The organism is Arthrobacter sp. P4_F10, from assembly GCF_056401435.1.
Genome location: NZ_JBFUJJ010000001.1, coordinates 125,323 through 141,802, shown reverse-complemented (window position 1 = coordinate 141,802; position 16,480 = coordinate 125,323). Strand labels below are relative to the sequence as shown.

The following is a 16,480-nucleotide window of genomic DNA, read 5'->3' as shown; positions in this document are numbered from 1 at the left end:
CCGCATAGACATAACTCTTGATGATTTGAATAGACCCTCGCCTATCCAGAATGAGACTAGGCATGCGGAGAATAATAGGAGTGAAAARGAAAGGGCATCTGGGGTAGCGAGCTCAGTCCCGGTGAGCTTTTCGACGTTGGCTGTACGCGTTCGCCAAACCAAGGAAATCGATGGCAGAGTGACAGCCATAAGCACCAGCGGTGCAAATATTGCGGAGCCCATTCGCGGCGGGATAGCGCCCAACTTCTGTGCGCCGATATTCTCGTACCACGAGGCGACAGCAATAGAGCTGGTCACACTGAGGTTTACTAGCCAAGCGAAGACAGGGGCCGTGGCGGTGAACGAAGATTCCTGCAGCACCGTTCCAGCAATAGCACACATTGTAAGTACGACAAGACTGAACATGAACAATAACGAAAGACCTTTCGGGCTCGTCTTGTTCTTGGTTTCAGAACTATGTGAGCTACGCGCGGGTGCTTGATTGTAAGTCACCATTTTAGTTCAAGCTGTCTAGAAGATTTGCCGCCTGTTTGATGCGGCTTTCCCAAGATTTCGAGCTGGCAAAATTTGAACGGTCCTGTGCCGAAATCTCGTCGAAGACCTCCAGGGCAGCGGTCACCGACCCGACAAATCGCCGCGAATCTACGACATTGAGCCCCGGAACTGATGTCCCTTCTAAGCTTTCGATGTCAGTTGAAATAACACTTAGTCCGCCAGACAAGTATTCAAAAACCTTCATCGGGAAGACGCCCCGAGTGTAATCATTGGTTAGGTAAGGAATGAGTCCAACTTGCGATCGACCGATTTCCCTCGCGAGATCAGTAAGGGAAAGATTGCCGAGATAGTCCACACCTGGAGTTTTCAAGAACTCCTCAAGTTCCTTCTCCTGGGCTGAACCATCGATGCCAATTGGGCCGGCAATTGCAACTGAARCACCCGCATTGGCAACGCCTCTCAGCAACCCAAAATCAATTTTGGTTGGAGTCAGATTACCAGCAAATATGGCACGAGGAATTCTCTTTGTGATTGCCGCAGCGAACAGTTCAGTAGATGCGACGTTTTCCCAAAGATCAACGTTCTCGCCTCCCATATTGCCTAGGTGACTTGCAACTCCCGTACTACTCGAAATGACCCTGTCTGACCTTTTGATGAGCTCGCGCTCAGCGACTAGCAAGGCCCGGCTCGGAACGCCGGGAATTGTATGCAGCAAGTCAACCGAATGATAAACAACGGCCCGACATTGCTCTTCGAGATTGTATGTGAGCGGTGAAAATGTCCAAAGCACATAGTCTTTTGGTTTTGGGATACGACTGCTGACGGTTTGTCTGACTAGCAGTCTGTTTATCCACCGGATGAGTGGTGAGCCATGAAATGGTAGAACTCGGGGCGAAATAATATGCAGATTTTCAGGTAAGACAGTCGAATTAGCTCTCGGTTTGTTCCCACGTAGCAGCGTTTCGACTCGGGCGAATATTCTTGCCAGGTCTTTTCGAGAAAAAGTAGGACGTCGCAAACCGAGGGACTCTACATAGTAGACTTGAAAGCCGGCCCCAGCTAAACCTGCGGCTAAGTGCTGTTTATTAGTCCAGACGGGACTATTGAAGTCAGCAGTTGAGAGAATCACAATGCTCGGAGAAGTCTCAGTTTCCAAACTGAAAGCTTTAGATTTGCTTTTGACACCCATAATTTTGACCTGCATTCTGCCACTTGGAATATCTAATTCTGCGAGGATTGGCTAGGAGCGAAGAGAGCCAGTGAGCGAATCGGTCGCCCTTTTCCAATTGAGATCCAAAGGTCTAAATTTCTTGACACCGTACACAGCATCAACAATCTCCTTCGGGTTCTCGGGACGAACGGGAACAATTGCGAGTGTCCCCAGCTCTAAAATTAGACTACTAATGGCCTCGGAACGGGCATTCGCAATCAATGGCACACCTACTGACGCGCACTCCAGCGCGAACAAGGGGCGTCCCTCGCCGGAATCGCTAGTTAATAGAATTCCAAAGTCGGCAGCGGCAGCGTATTTTGCTGGATTCTCGATCTGACCAAGTAAAACAATATTCGAATGTTTTGCTGCTAATTCCGCGAGACGTTCGAAGGATGGGCCGATTCCGGCAATGACTAATCCGACATCAGGTAACGCCGAAATGATTTCGGCGGCCTGAATTATTCCCTTTTCCTCCGTAATGCGTCCGGCATAGAATCCTATTTTCTTGCATCCTGGCAAAGTATCCTCCAGGTCCATGCGAGTTTCTTCGGAGCTTTGTACCGCTGCGGCGGATCGATGCATATCGACGCCGGCCTGCAGTTCTGAGGACGTATGACCCCAAGAGGCGATGGCATCCGACGCCGGTTTTGAGGCCGCATACCTCACATGAGCTGCAGACAACGCGGACTGATACCGACGACGAAAGAAGGGAACCTGAGCGATTACGCTGGGAACAGGTCCATGTTCCAGTATGACCACTGTTCGACCAGTAGGAGTCCCGGCCCACAGCATCTGCTCCAACTTGTATTGGAAAAGGACTAGGCTGGGTGATTCGGCTTCAATCAAGCTCAGCAACCGACGTCTGTTTCTTTTCCATCTCAGAAGCACAGAGATCACTGATCGCTTACCGAGCTTGGGTCCGATTTTTGTCGGTATAAACCGTATGTCGTATCCAGCGCATGTTGATTCGAGCGGAGAATTATGGCTGCCAACTATTGCCACCTTCCAGCCCGAGTTTTTGAGAGCGTGGACGAGTTGAACAGTGTACAACTCTCCGCCACTTACTTTAGGCGAGATGCAAAACACAAGGGCTGACTTCACTGTTTTACTCCGGAAAAAAGGGCTTCTAGTTGTTGTAGCTCCTGGGGGGTGCAGAGCAGGGGCATCGGAACTGTGCGATTTGGATCGTGCTTAGCGTGGCGCTTGAGCGCATGAGCCCAGTCCAGACGCGATAACGTATTCAGACTGATGTCTGCTTGTTCCTTCAACCCACCGACCCCATACGCGATTACCTTGGCTCCGTAGGCCTTAGCCAACACTGCAACCCCAGATTGGCTGGCTATGCTGTACGGCAACGCAACCGTGCCGGTAATAGCAATGACTGCTGCAAGGTCTTCGAGTGGGAAGAACCCTTCATAGAAAGCTATGGAGGACCCAGGATGATTGGCAATGCAGGCTTCCACATCTTTCGCCGATCCAGTATCGGGGCCCATGATCAAAAGGGGGACATTCGCCTCGGCAGCCGCTTCGACGAGCATAGGCAGGTTCTTGTCCGCACGAATTTGACCTACTGCACATACTCCCGCGCCGATTTGATTAATCTTTTCGCGCCACTGAGAAATGACGGGTTCTGTGACAATCGGCGTGTACATCATGAGAGTCACACGAGACTGATCTATGCCCATGCTAGCGAGTTTCGCAGCATCTTCTACGTTATAAGTGATCACTCGTTTGGCGAGGCGAAAACAGCCTCCTACGAGTAAGAGTTCGAGCCTTCCGCCATATCGAGGAAATAAATTATGAGGACTGAAAAGTGCCGGGCGGTGGAGAAGGCGCAGAACCGCGAGCAGTAGAAAGGTGAGGGGCGACTTGAAGAGGCCTTGCACCCAAAAGATTCCATGCTGACGCAGCAAGTGAGGTACGGTCGCGAATAGGAAGCTGAGGGCAATAGCTGCACCTCTGAAGTGGGCTTGGTCGCGGCGCCAAGTGAAGCAGTGGCAAAGAATGACGCGGTCATCTTCTATTTCGGGATCCGTGGCCGTGTGCAACGTAACTTCGTGCCCTGCTTCAGCAAGAGCGATGCACACGGCCAAACTGTGCTGGAATACGCCGCCACGGCCCCCAACTTCGAGAATCTGGATCTTCTTCTTAGGCTTGGTAGGCAAGTGAACCCTCTGTAGTTTGCAGAGCGTTCGGCTTGCTGGACGGAACTATCCAATCGTGAAGTTCGGTGATGAATCGTTCACGAGAAAACTCCCGCGCGCGATGCATAATATCTTCTTTTTTCAGTGAATGAATTTTCTCCAGCACGGAACGGATTGATGCACGAGAGAAATCTGCCAGGTGAAATCCGGTAATTCCATCCACAACCGACTCTGCAGCCCCCCCTGTTRCATTGACCAAAACGGGTGCACCCGCTGCCATTGCCTCGACTGGCATTATTCCGAAGTCTTCTACCGACGGAAATACGTAGACCAACGTCCGCTGGTAAAGGGCAAACAGCATTTCGTCAGAAGGGTCRATGACGAACCAGACGGGAACTGGCGATTCCTTAGCCAGTTCTCTTAGTCTCTGTTCTTCTGGTCCGCTACCGGCGATTACCACAGGAATGCCAGCCTGCGATCCTATCTCGATTACTAAGTCCAAACGCTTGTACGGCACGAAGCGCGAAGCACCCAATAAGAATTCACTTGGCAATAAATCAAGCTGTTCTTGCTCGGGACCCGACAGGACATCGGCCCAGGATTGAATCGACTGGACCCGTGTCACATCGACCGGAGGATAGATGACTTGCGCGTCCACCTCCCAAGTTGATGCAATGCGTTCGCGGACGAAGAGGCTGTTTGCCGCTATTGAGGTGTTTTGATGTGCGGCCCTCTTATCTATTGGCTTTAGAAGAGCGGCTCCCATTCTCGGAAACAGGCCGGCGCCGCGAGCGTCCAATTCCGGAGCCCACAGATAGCGGGCCGGAGTATGGGCGTAGACGTATCTCCTGTAAGGAGGGTTGGATACTTTTAATCTCGCATGGTGCGCAAACAAGTGAGAGCTAGCAAGAGTCCACTCATAGTCATCCGAGAATTTTAGGTTCCTCCAAATTGACGGCATCACCGGAACGGCAAGAGCTTTCCTCCTGCGGAGGTGGGTTCGAGCTAGGAACGACTCGGAAATTACACGGTTTGGGTGCTTGCCAGGGTTGTCGTTCCATAGACAGTGGACATCCGCCAAGGGGAATGAGTCAAGCATTGCGTCCAGAACTTTCTCAGCTCCGCCCGAAGGTTCAATCCACTCATGGACTATTAATCCGGCCACATCGACTCCTGTAGAATTAATCCGGTTTGAGGATGACATCGATCATTCTACATCCGGAGATAAGCGTTAATGATTTGAGAAGGACTGGTCACGCGAGCTGGAGGAATTGAAGCCCTAGCTCTAGCCTTAGCGCTACTAGTTCGCTTCAACGAGAATGTTAGTTTAACTAGAAGTTCGGGATGCGATCGGCCGGAAACCTTGTTTCTCGGGTCGATTCATTACTGTTCATTTCTTCGTAAGACTCGATTTTAGTTTCCATCGGCACTGCTGCAGTATCGCGACGAGACCAGCCGCTTCGGCCTTTTCCTGTCGCACTGCTGTGGGACTCATAGGATGCGTAGGAGTACGAATACGAATCGGCACCCTTCGCCGGTACTCGATTTAGCACGACGCCGAGCAACCTTGCCTCGACCATATCAAGTGCGGACAATGATCGGTTCAATTCTTGTTTGCGGATAGTGTGCGTGCCTACCACCAGCACTACTCCGTCAACGTGCTGGGAGAGAACTGTTGCGTCGGTGACAGGGAGCAGTGGAGGGGCGYCGACAATTACCATGTCGAAGCTGAGCTGCAGATCTTTGAGCAACGTCTGCATCTCGGTTGAACCGAGCAGTTCGCTGGGGTTTGGCGGGATCTGACCCGAAGTGAGGACGAAAAGGTGGTCGTCTCCCCACTGCTGCAGGAGATTCTCGAAGGGACTTTCGCCAACTAGTGCCGTCGTGAGTCCAGCATTTCTTTCCAGACCTAGATAGTCGTTTATCATCGGCCGCCGAAGATCCGCGTCTATTAGGCAAACCGACAGCCCCGACTGAGCTATGGATATAGCCAGATTTGTCGCGGTCGTGCTCTTTCCCTCACCCGGCAAAGAGGATGTTACCAAGATAGTCCGGGCATGATTTGCGACGTTCGCGAACTGTAGATTGGTTCGGAGTTGGCGGAACGATTCTGCTCGGGGGCCCTGCGGAGAGGTCTGCGTCAGTAGGGGTTGCTTGGTGGCATCGGGGTCGAAGGAAATGCCTCCAAGCACGGGGATCTGAGTAACGGTTCGCAGATCTGCCTCGCCGCGTATTCTATTGTCAAGTGCAGCACGAAGCACCGCGATACCGATGCCCAGCCCAAGCCCAAGCAGTAAGCCCAGAACCAGGTTGAGTCTTGTGTTCGGCGAGGAGGGAGATGCGGGAGGCACCGCGGGTGTCACTACGGACAGGCTCACCGGAGAGGAGCCTCCAGTCTTAGGCTTCTCCAAATTCTCTATTGTCTCAATAAGGCTGTCCGCCACGGCTTGAGCCGTGGCGGCTGCTTGGACGGGAGATGCCTCTGAAACTGCAATGGTTATTAGCACAGTGTTAAGATCGGTGCTAGCCCTTACGCGAGATGCAAGGGAATCGGCTGTCGTCTCCAGACCCAAGCTATTGATTGCGGGTTGTAGTACAGCTGGAGTCGTCACCGTCTTCACGTAAGACTGAATGCGAGCCTGGCTGAAGGTGTTCCCCTGTTGCAATTCAGTAACCGAGCCTGAATTTTGTATTGCCACGAACAGCTGAGTCTCAGCAATGTAGGTTGGCTTTACAATCACGGAGGTCAAGCCGCCGCCGAGTACGCCAAGGAGAGCGGCCGCGACAATCAATATCCAGCTGCGCCTTAGGATGCGCACGTAGTCGCTTAGATCCAAGTCTGGGTCCCCCCGGTTGATTCAGGGGGCCGTTCGTTGCCTACCCCCAATACGGCTGCTTCGCGCGTTTCGTCAATTGTACCCGTTGCTGGCGATGTGGATTTTACGCGACAGCCTAGCCGCTGGCCCAGTCGTATGGCCGCCGCCATGTAGCCTGAAAGCAGGTGAGTCTCTTGGCCCTCTAGTAACAACCCCGTGCTGACGGGGAATGTTTGATAGTTGCGGCTGAATTTTGGATGGGCGAGATCCTCATTTGTTGATAGGTGTCCAGTTCAAGCATTAGTCCGTGGTGGACTGGTCGACATCCGCCTACTACCGCGTATCAACATCCTCAAACACCAGAAACGTTTGGGTATCAAGCACTCCCGGCATGGACTGCAGCTGGTCGAAGATCACCCGGCGCAGGTCAATGTTGTCCACAGCGCGCACCAGGAGGATGACATCGAAGTCCCCGCCCACCAGCGCGATGTGATGCACCTCGGGGATGGCGCGCAGGAGTTCCCGCAGCTCGCGCCAGGAATGCTGGCGCACCTTCAGCGTGACGTAGGCCGAGGACTTCAGGCCGGCCTTGATGGGATCCACCAGGGCGGTGAACTTGGTCAGGACGCCTTCGCCGGTGAGCCGGGCAATCCGGGTGTAGGCGTGGGCGCGGGAAATATGGACGTTCTCGGCTACCTGGGTCACGGACATCCGGCCGTCCCGGGTCAGCTCCGCAATGATGTTCCGGTCCACATCGTCCAGCGGCACCGCCGCCTGATCCGCCTCAAGCTCTGCCATTCGTCTACAACTCCCGCCGGTAATCCAGCTCACACTTACGATTTGTCTTCCAGAATAGGGCAAATTTGTGGACTTCTCCACGATTTGCCGTGGAGGTGGATACGAAATAGCGGCTGGCGCCATACTGGGAAAGATTAGTGGCTACAGAAGGACGGACCAATGACGATCTCCGCAGACCACGCTGCGCAGCAACATGCGCAGCAGGCCGCGCAGCAAAATCCAGCCAGTGACGCCGTGAGCAAGTTCGGCATCACGGTTGAGGACTACATGCTTCCGGCCCGTCACCAGATCCAGATGGTCGGCCCCGACGGCACCCTGAATCCCCACACGGAACAGGGCACCCAGCCCGGGCACGAATACAGCCTGCCCAGCGAGGCCGAACTGCTTGCCGCCTACGAGCAGCTCGTCGTCGGCCGCCGTGTCAATGACCAGAACTCCGCGCTGGTCCGGCAGGGCCGCATGGCCGTCTACCCCTCCAGCCACGGCCAGGAGGCGTGCCAGGTTGCCGCCGCACTGTGCCTTGCCGAGGGTGACTGGCTGTTCCCCACCTACCGCGACTCCGTGGCCGTGATGGCCCGCGGCGTGGACCCAGTCCAGACGATGACGCTCTTCCGCGGCGACTGGCACGGCGGCTACGACCCCGCCAAGAGCAAGGTCGGCATCCAGTGCACCCCGCTGACCACCCAGCTGCTGCACGGCGTCGGCGTTGCCCACGCCGCCAAGCTGCGCGGTGAGGACACCGTGGTCCTGGCCATGTGCGGCGACGGCGCCACAAGCGAAGGCGACTTCCACGAGGCCCTGAACTTCGCCGCCGTCTTCCACCTGCCCGTGGTCTTCTTCGTCCAGAACAACCAGTACGCAATCTCCGTGCCGCTCGCGCACCAGTCCGTGGCGCCCTCGCTCGCCCACAAGGCCGTGGGCTACGGCATGGCCGGCGAACGCGTGGACGGCAACGACGTCGTGGCCCTGCTCGCCGTCCTGGGCCGGGCCGTCAAGCTCGCCCGGGAAGGTTCCGGCCCGCTGCTCGTGGAGGCGCACACCTACCGGATGCAGGCGCACACCAACGCCGACGACGCCACCCGCTACCGGCAGGACAGCGAAGTCGCCGAATGGGTGGCCAAGGACCCGCTGAGCCGGATGCAGACATACCTGACGGACCGCGGCCTGCTGGACGATGACCGTGCCGCCAGGATCGCCGACAAGGCAGAAGCAGTGGCCACGCAGCTGCGCGAAGGCCTCAGCGAAGAGGTCCCGGTGGAACCGCAGGACCTCTTCAAGTACGTCTTCTCCACCCCCACCCCACAGCTGAAGGAACAGTCAGCCATGCTCGCCGACGAACTGGCCCGCGACGCCGCATCCGCAACGGAGGCCGGCAAATGAGCCCCACCATCACCACGTCCTCCGAGGCGAACGGCAACGTCAGCGCCGCGACCGCCCGCGCGGCCGCCAAGGCTGCAGCCACCGCAGAGATGACCGGCCCGCAGACCATCACGCTGGCCAAGGCCCTCAATACCGCGATGGCCGACGCCATGCACGCGGACCCCTCGGTCCTGGTCTTCGGCGAGGATGTCGGCATGCTCGGTGGCGTCTTCCGCATCACGGACGGGCTCACCAAGACCTTCGGCACCAGCCGCTGCTTCGACACTCCGCTGGCCGAATCCGGGATCGTGGGGATGGCCGTGGGCATGGCCATGAACGGCATGCGCCCGGTCATCGAGATGCAGTTCGACGCGTTCGCGTACCCGGCCTTCGAACAGATCGTCAGCCACGTCGCCAAGATGCACAACCGCACCAAGGGCGCCGTGAAGCTGCCCATGGTCATCCGGGTCCCGTACGCCGGCGGCATCGGGGGAGTGGAGCACCACTGCGACTCCTCCGAGGCCTACTACGCGCACACCGCCGGCCTGAAGGTCTTCACCCCCGCCACCGTGGCCGACGGCTACCGGATGCTCCGCGAAGCCATTGACTCCGACGACCCCGTCATGTTCATGGAGCCCAAAAAGCTGTACTGGTCCAAGGACCAGGTGGACCTGGACGCGCTGCGCGCCGAGCACACCGCGAACACCGAGCGCGGCACCTCCTCCGAGGGCAGGGCCGCCGTCGCCCGTCCCGGCACCGACGCCACGCTGATCGCCTACGGACCGTCCGTCCCGACGGCGCTCGCCGCCGCGGCCGCCGCCGCCGAGGAAGGCCGCTCGCTGGAAGTGATCGACGTCCGCTCGATCGTCCCCTTCGACGACGAGACCGTCTGCGCCTCGGTCCGCAAGACCGGCCGCGCCGTGGTGATCGCCGAGGCCCACGGCTTCGCGTCCGTCGCCTCGGAAATCGTCGCCCGGGTCCAGGAACGCTGCTTCCACCACCTGGCCGCACCGATCCGCCGCGTCACCGGCTTCGACGTCCCCTACCCGGCGCCGAAGCTCGAGCACTACTACCTGCCCGGCGTGGACCGCATCCTCGACGCCGTAGACGACCTCCAGTGGGAAGACTGACCATGAGCGAACCGAAAGTATTCCTCCTCCCGGACTTGGGCGAAGGCCTCACCGAAGCCGAGCTGGTGAACTGGCTCGTGGCCGTGGGCGACGAGATCCGCGTCGACCAGCCGATCGCCGAGGTGGAGACCGCCAAGTCCATGGTGGAAGTGCCCTCCCCGTACGCCGGCACCGTGGCCGTGCTGCACGGCGAGCCCGGCCAGACGCTCGACGTCGGCAAGCCGCTGATCTCGGTGATGCCGGTTGGGGCTGCTGCTCCTTCGGGTGGCGCCGCCGCAGGCAATGCCGCCGCCGCCCCTTCGCCGGACAGCATTCGTCCTGCGGACGATRCTGCCGGCTCCGGAAGGCCCGATGCCACTCCCGGGGCGGCACCATCCGTGCCGGCTGGTGTCGCTGCCGGCTCACCGTCCGCTTCCGCTGTTGCCGCTGAGACTTACCGTGAAGAAGAAAAAGCTGGKTCCGGGAATGTCCTGATCGGTTACGGCACTCCCGGCGGGCATGGGGTTGCCCGGCGGACTCGGGCTCCTAAGCGCGCCGCAATGGCTGAGTCTGTCAGCGGGGTGTCTGCTGCTGAGAAGGCTGCCGATGACCTCGTGCTGCTGCGGACCCGGGTGCCCGGGAAACTGGGGGCGGTTATTTCTCCGCTGGTTCGCCGGATGGCGCGCGATCATGGGGTTGATTTGGGGGAACTCCAAGGGTCGGGGGCCAGCGGGCTCATCATGCGGCGCGATGTCGAGGCCGTCATCAAGCCGGCACCGGTGGTTGAGCGCCCGGCCCCGGAGCCGGCCGCGCCAGCCTCGGCGACCGGCACCGACGCACGCACCGGGCTGGGCATTTCCGGACGCACAGCGGTCCGCGGAGTGCGCAAGGCGGTCGCGGCGAACATGACGCGCAGCCGCTCCGAGATCCCGGAAGCCACGGTGTGGGTGGACGTGGACGCCACCGCGCTCGTGGAGATGCGGGCCGCGCTGAAGAAGGCCGACCCGCACAACACGCCGGGCCTGCTGGCGTTCATCGCCCGGTTCGTCGTCGCGGGGCTGAAGAAGTACCCGGAGCTGAACACCAGGATCGTGACCACCGAGGACGTGGCCGGCGGCGCCATGCAGGAGATCGTGGCCTTCGACGGCGTCAACCTCGGTTTCGCGGCACAGACTGACCGCGGACTGATGGTGCCGTCGGTGCGGAACGCGGACAAGCTCAGCGCCCGCGGACTGGACGCGGAGATCCGCCGCCTCACCGCCGTCGTGCGCGAGGGCAAGGCGACCCCGGCGGAGCTGGGCAGCGGCACGTTCACGCTGAACAACTACGGCGTGTTCGGTGTGGACGGGTCCGCCGCGATCATCAACCATCCCGAGGTTGGAATCCTCGGCGTCGGGCGGATCATCGACAAGCCCTGGGTGGTCAACGGCGATCTCGCGGTCCGCAAGGTCACCGAACTGACGCTCACGTTCGACCACCGGGTGTGCGACGGCGGCGCGGCCGGCGGTTTCCTGCGCTACGTGGCCGACGCGATCGAGAACCCGGGGTCGGTGCTCGCGGACATGTGAGGTGGGCGGGGCCGTCCGAACCGATCCAACCTAGCCTCCCGATGACTGAACGGGAAGCCAAGGTTGCTTGGATGCAACGGGTGGTTGAAGCCACCCTTGCGAACTGTCGGTCGTTGTGTCATGCGGACAGGGCGGGAGTTCTGTCACAGCCGGCCGGGGCACTTAACTGGTCTTATCGAGCCCTTTTCAGCCTAAACCGGCCTGTCCCGTTAGATAGAGCCATGGGACATGAACATCACCAGTGGCTGGAGGACGCCAGCGCAGACATCCAGCGTGATTACGAGCGGCTATACAAGAAGGCGGCTGACTCAAAGAACACCCAGTTGGTCGGGCACGAGAACGAGGGGATATGGGACGAGTTTCTGAGGAATTGGCTGCCCCCGCAGTATGAGGTCGCGACTCGCAAGTACATCGTCGGCGCGGCGGACGCGGACATACAGCCGTTCGAAACGGATCTCATAGTCTTTCACCCCGGTTATCCCAGGAAGCTCCGGCAGAAGACCCGCGTCCTGGCCGCTGGCGTGGCAGCGGCGTTTTCGACAAAGCTAACCATCCGAGCTTCCGGACTGGAGGAGGCCGCACAACAGAGCGCCGCCCTTCAGAGGGCGCTTATCCCGACGAGAGGTCGCGCCCGCTTGGAGCTGTGGAAGCCGTACGTTTTCGGTATCCTCGCGGCTTCGCATCCGTGGAAAAAGGACGCGTCGACCCCTTCGGAAAATGTGCTGAACGCCATCGTGAGCAATGACAAAAAGTATGCGAACCACCCCGCCGAATGCCTTGACCTAGTTTGCATAGCCGATCTTGGAACGTGGGCCAAGTCCACAAGCTACGACGAATCTTTCAGAGAGATTCCAGAGAGTCTGCGAACGACTCACTTTGAGGTGAGAGCTGACCCGGGCAACACGCTTAGCGTATTTCTGTCGGCGCTGTACGAGCACCTGTCCTGGGCAAATGAGGACATGAAGGGCATGGCGAATAGCTTCGTCGTAACGAACGAGCAGATCACAGGTCAGGGCATGTCCCGAGGGTGGGACCCATCCGAGGCGCTAACTAAGGATGCGCACGCCAGGCTCCGCCGTGGCGAACCTTTCTCGCGTAATGGTCTTGACTCTTGGCGGCAAGGAGTGATGTGAACCCAAGCGGTTGAGGAGGTAGCTCTGTACTTGCGGGCATGCGGATTATCGAGAAGATCAAGCAGGGATGTGCCGATATGCAGCACGCTCGCATCCTCGACACCCCGGTAAAGCTTGGTCAGGAACCGCTGCGTGTTCGCCGCCGTGGCAGCGGTTGCGGAGACGCTGGCGAACGCATCTTTCATCGGAGCGGCGGCAGGGCCATAGGTGGCATTAAGTTCACTTGGCAACGGGGTAGTCAACGGGAGCCCGTGGTCCGCAAGGTCACCGAACTGAGGCTCACCTGGACGAGACAGGATATCGGATGATAAGGCGGGGACCGCGCGGTCATTTCTGTGCGCTCCCCGCGATCTTCTCCGCCCATGAGGAAAGCCACCGCGCCAGCCAGGACGCCGGCAGGAGCAGCAGCCAGAAAAACGGGGTGTAGGAGTTGAGGGCGAACGCCGCTGGAATCGAGAGCAGGAAGACCAGCGCCACTGCCACGCGCGCGTAGAATATGCGGCGGTGGACGTGGGCGGCCATCTCGCGGTCCATGAGCCCGGCGTGCTTCGCGTAGCCCCAGATGGCCGCCAGCATCAGATAGACCGCGGCAATGTTGGCCGCGTACAGAACGCTCGGCCATGGTGTGGGGTCGTCCCCGTAGTCGCTGAGGATCGACGTCGGAGCGGGCAGCATGGCAATGAAGAACAAAAGGGCCAGATTCAGCCAGGCCAGGTTCGCGTTGAAGCGGCGGATGAGGGCAAAGTCGGAGTGATGGGACATCCAGGTCTTGGCGATGATGACGAAGGACAGGGCGTACGCCAGCAACTGCGGAATGGCCTCAACCAAGGCGCTGTTCAGCTGCTCCGCGGGGATGCCCTCGGGCAGTTTCAGGTCCAAGGCCAGGAGGGTCAGGGCGATGGCGAAGACGGCATCGCTGAAGAACACCATCCGCTCCACGGAAGTGCCAGAATTCAACGGAGCCACCCCCAATCGTTCGGTGGAGCAACTGGCTCATCGACGGAAGTAGCCCACAGGCTACACCGCGGCGGGAGCCAAGACGAGGGGCCTCCGGGCACACCCGCCGCCCGGGCCGGACGGGCACGTCCTGAAGGGAATTGCCAGCCGGCACGGGTAGAATCGAGGCCTGTACAACACCAACAACACCGCACCAACAACGCCGAAAAAGCGTCGGAAATACGGAGATTCAATGTCACGATGGCTCGAGGTCGGTCCGGACAACTACGTACTGACAACTCAAGGTTCCCTGCTCAACACAGGCCTGGTGGTCGGCACCGAGCGCGCCATGGTGATCGACACCGGCGGCGGCCCCCGGCAGGGCCGCGAGATCCTGGCCGCCGTGCGGGAAAAGACCGGGCTGCCGCTGGTGGTAGTCAACACGCACGCCCACTACGACCACTTCTTCGGCAATGCCATCTTCGCCGACGACGGCGTCACGGAGTTCTGGGCGCACGAGAACTGCGCCGCGGAAATCGAGGAGAACGGTGACGAACAGCGCCGGCTCGTGGCCTCGGATGAGCCCGAGATGGCGGCAGGGCAGGGCGCCGACGCTGAGTTGGTGGTTCCGAACGCGATCGTAAAGGATCAGCCGGTCCTGGTGGACCTTGGCGGACAGACCGTCACCTTGTTTTATCTGGGCCGCGGGCACACCGACGGCGACCTCCTGGTCGGCACGGCAAGCACCCTCTACGCCGGCGACCTCGTGGAACAGGGTGCCCACCCCTCCTTCGAGGACTCATTCCCGGAAGACTGGGCCGACGCCCTCCGGCACCTGTCCGCGCTGCGGCACCGCTACGAATACCTGATTCCCGGCCACGGCGAACCGTGCAGCGATCAGTTCGTCAAGACCATGGCCAACACCATGACCACTGCGGTCCGGCAGGCCATCCAGGCCACCCGCGAAACCCCGGACTACGCAACCAAGGCCATCCCGATCCTGCCGTACGGGCCCGAGCAGTCGCGCTGGTTCATCAAGCGCCTGCAGGACACGCAGGCCAACCGCTAGGACGGCGGGCTCAGGGCGCGCCGGATGGACAACGCCGGTAGCCTGTGAGTAATCTCATTCGGGGTCCCTTTCCGTGGACCCGCACTCGCCCAGCGACCAGCTTGCCCAAGGATGGGGATCCAAGGGGCCCGCGTCAATGATGTCGCTGCTCCCAGGAGGTCTCACCTGTGACTTTGCCCGGCTACGTCCTCGTGCTGTGCATTTTGCTGGGGAGTCTCGTGTTTCTCTCCGCCGTGTTCTACGGGTTGCTTCGCCTCAGGCGCCGCAGACACAGGCCCGCCTCCGTTCCTCAGCGCCAGGAGTCATAACAGTGCCGTACATCGACATCAACCCCCACCGCAGCCGGCCGAAACGGTGGGCTTACATGGGCCTGGTGCTCTTGGCGGCAGCAACGATCGCCGTTGTTGTGCTCGCCCTGCACCGCTGAATAAGTGCACTTTCCCGCCACGTCTGCGGGCCCCCGTCAGCTGACCACCGTGCCTGCGCCTAGACTTGCTGTTTGGACCAATTCAAACAAGCAACGCAGCGGGCCTGCGCTGTGATCCCTGGGGGGAACAAACATGTCCGAACCGGTGGACACCAAAACTGCCAACGACACTGTGGACGCAGAGCAGCCGGATCTCCGGCGCCGGCGTGACCGCCGCGCCGACGGCTCCGATGCCTGGACGGGAACCATGCCCATTATTTCGAGCAGCCAGGCAGAACAGCGTCCGACGGCCTCCAGCACTTCCTGGGCCGAGGCCGCCGCTGCAGCCGACGCTCCCGCGCAGACCCAGCCCGCGAAACCGTCCCAGAATCCCGTCCGGAAGCCGCCGGCCCCCGAGGCCGCCCCTGCCGTGCCGGCCCAACCGACCCGTTCCACACGCTCGGCCAGCCGTACAGCGGCCCTGGCCGACGGCCCGCTGCCTGACTTCATCAGTTCCCCCGGCCTCTTCGTCCGCGAGCAGAAACCCCGGCCCGTCGGCGGGTTCCGCGGCGCCCTCTACAAGCTGACGGGGGGCGGGCTGAACCTGGGCCCGAGCGCCCGGCAGCGTGAAGAAGACGAGCTCGCCCGGCGCATCTCCCGTCAGCTCCAGGGCAGCTACAACACGGCCGTCCTGAGCCTCAAGGGCGGCATCGGCAAGACCTCCACCACGGTGGGCGTCGGACTGACCCTGGCTGAGTTCCGGGGCGATCCGCCGTGCGCGATCGACGCCAACCCCGATTCCGGCGACCTCGTGGAGCGCGCCCTTGGTGAGGGCATCTACCAGAAGCAGAGCCCGCGGACCATCACGGACCTGCTCAAGAACATCGAGTCTGTCGATTCCCTCACCGCATTGGCCCGCTACATGCACCACGCCGGCAGGCTCCACCTCATTGCCGGTGAGCAGGACCCCGAGGTGTCGGATTCCCTGACGGCCGAGGAATACCTGCGGATCCGCAAGCTCATCTCCGCCTACTACTCGGTGGCGCTAATCGACTGCGGCACGGGCGTGACGCACAATGCCATGAGCGGCATCCTGCAGTCGGCGGACAACCTGATCATCGCGGCCGGCTACGCCGTCAGCGGCGCCAAACGGGCCCGCAGCACCCTGCACTGGCTGGCCAGCCACGGCTACGAGGACCTGGCCCGTAACGCGATCGTGGTCATCACGGACAAGGACGAGGTCTCCACGCGGGTGGACAAGGATGCGATCGAGGAGCACCTGTCCGGCATCTGCCGCCAGCTGATCGCGGTCCCGCACGACCGCGGAGTGGCCGACGGCGACCTGGTCACCCTAGATGTGCTGCGCCCGGAAACGCGCCGCGCGTACCGGGAGATTGCCGCCGCCATTGTGGACGGGTACGTCTAGGGGCGGAC

Annotated in this window: 13 protein-coding genes; 6 read left to right on the top strand and 7 right to left on the bottom strand. The window is 60.2% G+C overall.

Features of this window, described 5'->3' with window-relative positions:
• Positions 1-496: 496 nt before the first annotated feature.
• From AC1DR1_RS00655 to AC1DR1_RS00630, 6 genes are all read right to left on the bottom strand, one after another.
• Positions 497-1,699, bottom strand: coding sequence for a glycosyltransferase family protein (locus AC1DR1_RS00655; RefSeq protein WP_476992018.1), 1,203 nt, complete (start codon positions 1,697-1,699; stop codon positions 497-499).
• Between the two features lie 36 nt (positions 1,700-1,735).
• A complete protein-coding gene (locus tag AC1DR1_RS00650; protein ID WP_476992017.1) occupies positions 1,736-2,245 on the bottom strand; it encodes a glycosyltransferase in 510 nt (169 codons plus the stop codon).
• Positions 2,246-2,805: 560 nt separating this feature from the next.
• Positions 2,806-3,873 carry a glycosyltransferase gene (locus tag AC1DR1_RS00645; protein WP_476992016.1) on the bottom strand — a complete coding sequence of 356 codons (1,068 nt, stop codon included), beginning with the start codon at positions 3,871-3,873 and terminating at the stop codon, positions 2,806-2,808.
• Positions 3,857-4,651: a glycosyltransferase gene (locus AC1DR1_RS00640; protein ID WP_476992015.1), complete on the bottom strand. Its 795-nt coding sequence runs from the start codon at positions 4,649-4,651 to the stop codon at positions 3,857-3,859. The genes AC1DR1_RS00645 and AC1DR1_RS00640 overlap by 17 nt, the downstream gene beginning before the upstream one ends.
• Positions 4,652-5,183: 532 nt before the next feature.
• Positions 5,184-6,689, bottom strand: a complete 1,506-nt coding sequence (locus AC1DR1_RS00635) for a tyrosine-protein kinase domain-containing protein (protein WP_476992014.1) — start codon at positions 6,687-6,689, stop codon at positions 5,184-5,186.
• Positions 6,690-7,001: 312 nt separating this feature from the next.
• Positions 7,002-7,466: an Lrp/AsnC family transcriptional regulator gene (locus tag AC1DR1_RS00630; protein ID WP_090952883.1), complete on the bottom strand. Its 465-nt coding sequence runs from the start codon at positions 7,464-7,466 to the stop codon at positions 7,002-7,004.
• 159 nt (positions 7,467-7,625) lie between these two features.
• Here AC1DR1_RS00630 and pdhA point away from each other — a divergent pair, with 159 nt between their 5' ends.
• The 4 genes from pdhA to AC1DR1_RS00610 all read left to right on the top strand — a co-directional run bounded on the left by pdhA (position 7,626) and on the right by AC1DR1_RS00610 (position 12,635).
• Positions 7,626-8,846 carry a pyruvate dehydrogenase (acetyl-transferring) E1 component subunit alpha gene (gene pdhA / locus AC1DR1_RS00625; RefSeq protein WP_476992013.1) on the top strand — a complete coding sequence of 407 codons (1,221 nt, stop codon included), beginning with the start codon at positions 7,626-7,628 and terminating at the stop codon, positions 8,844-8,846.
• Positions 8,843-9,955, top strand: coding sequence for an alpha-ketoacid dehydrogenase subunit beta (locus AC1DR1_RS00620; RefSeq protein ID WP_476992012.1), 1,113 nt, complete (start codon positions 8,843-8,845; stop codon positions 9,953-9,955). Before pdhA ends, AC1DR1_RS00620 begins: the two co-directional genes overlap by 4 nt.
• Positions 9,956-9,957: 2 nt before the next feature.
• Positions 9,958-11,502, top strand: a complete 1,545-nt coding sequence (locus AC1DR1_RS00615) for a dihydrolipoamide acetyltransferase family protein (RefSeq protein ID WP_476992011.1) — start codon at positions 9,958-9,960, stop codon at positions 11,500-11,502.
• Between the two features lie 221 nt (positions 11,503-11,723).
• Positions 11,724-12,635: a DUF6602 domain-containing protein gene (locus AC1DR1_RS00610; RefSeq protein WP_476992010.1), complete on the top strand. Its 912-nt coding sequence runs from the start codon at positions 11,724-11,726 to the stop codon at positions 12,633-12,635.
• A gap of 327 nt (positions 12,636-12,962) precedes the next feature.
• Here the strand turns inward: AC1DR1_RS00610 and AC1DR1_RS00605 are convergent, their stop codons facing one another.
• Complete coding sequence (locus AC1DR1_RS00605; protein ID WP_476992009.1) at positions 12,963-13,592, bottom strand: TMEM175 family protein; 630 nt, start codon at positions 13,590-13,592, stop codon at positions 12,963-12,965.
• Between the two features lie 232 nt (positions 13,593-13,824).
• On the opposite strand from AC1DR1_RS00605, the gene AC1DR1_RS00600 reads away from it, so the two are divergent.
• Both AC1DR1_RS00600 and AC1DR1_RS00595 read left to right on the top strand, forming a co-directional pair.
• Positions 13,825-14,640 (top strand): MBL fold metallo-hydrolase, encoded by an 816-nt coding sequence (locus AC1DR1_RS00600; RefSeq protein WP_476992008.1) that lies wholly within the window; start codon positions 13,825-13,827, stop codon positions 14,638-14,640.
• A 560-nt stretch (positions 14,641-15,200) separates the two neighbouring features.
• A complete protein-coding gene (locus AC1DR1_RS00595; protein WP_476992007.1) occupies positions 15,201-16,472 on the top strand; it encodes a MinD/ParA family ATP-binding protein in 1,272 nt (423 codons plus the stop codon).
• Positions 16,473-16,480 lie beyond the last annotated feature (8 nt).

Bases quoted from the DNA above. Each gene is read 5' to 3' on its own strand.
- AC1DR1_RS00630 (WP_090952883.1), bottom strand. From the start codon at position 7,466: ATGGCAGAGCTTGAGGCGGATCAGGCGGCGGTGCCGCTGGACGATGTG.
- AC1DR1_RS00600 (WP_476992008.1), top strand. From the start codon at position 13,825: ATGTCACGATGGCTCGAGGTCGGTCCGGACAACTACGTACTGACAACT.
- AC1DR1_RS00610 (WP_476992010.1), top strand. From the start codon at position 11,724: ATGGGACATGAACATCACCAGTGGCTGGAGGACGCCAGCGCAGACATC.
- AC1DR1_RS00620 (WP_476992012.1), top strand. From the start codon at position 8,843: ATGAGCCCCACCATCACCACGTCCTCCGAGGCGAACGGCAACGTCAGC.
- AC1DR1_RS00595 (WP_476992007.1), top strand. From the start codon at position 15,201: ATGTCCGAACCGGTGGACACCAAAACTGCCAACGACACTGTGGACGCA.
- pdhA (WP_476992013.1), top strand. From the start codon at position 7,626: ATGACGATCTCCGCAGACCACGCTGCGCAGCAACATGCGCAGCAGGCC.
- AC1DR1_RS00650 (WP_476992017.1), bottom strand. From the start codon at position 2,245: ATGGACCTGGAGGATACTTTGCCAGGATGCAAGAAAATAGGATTCTAT.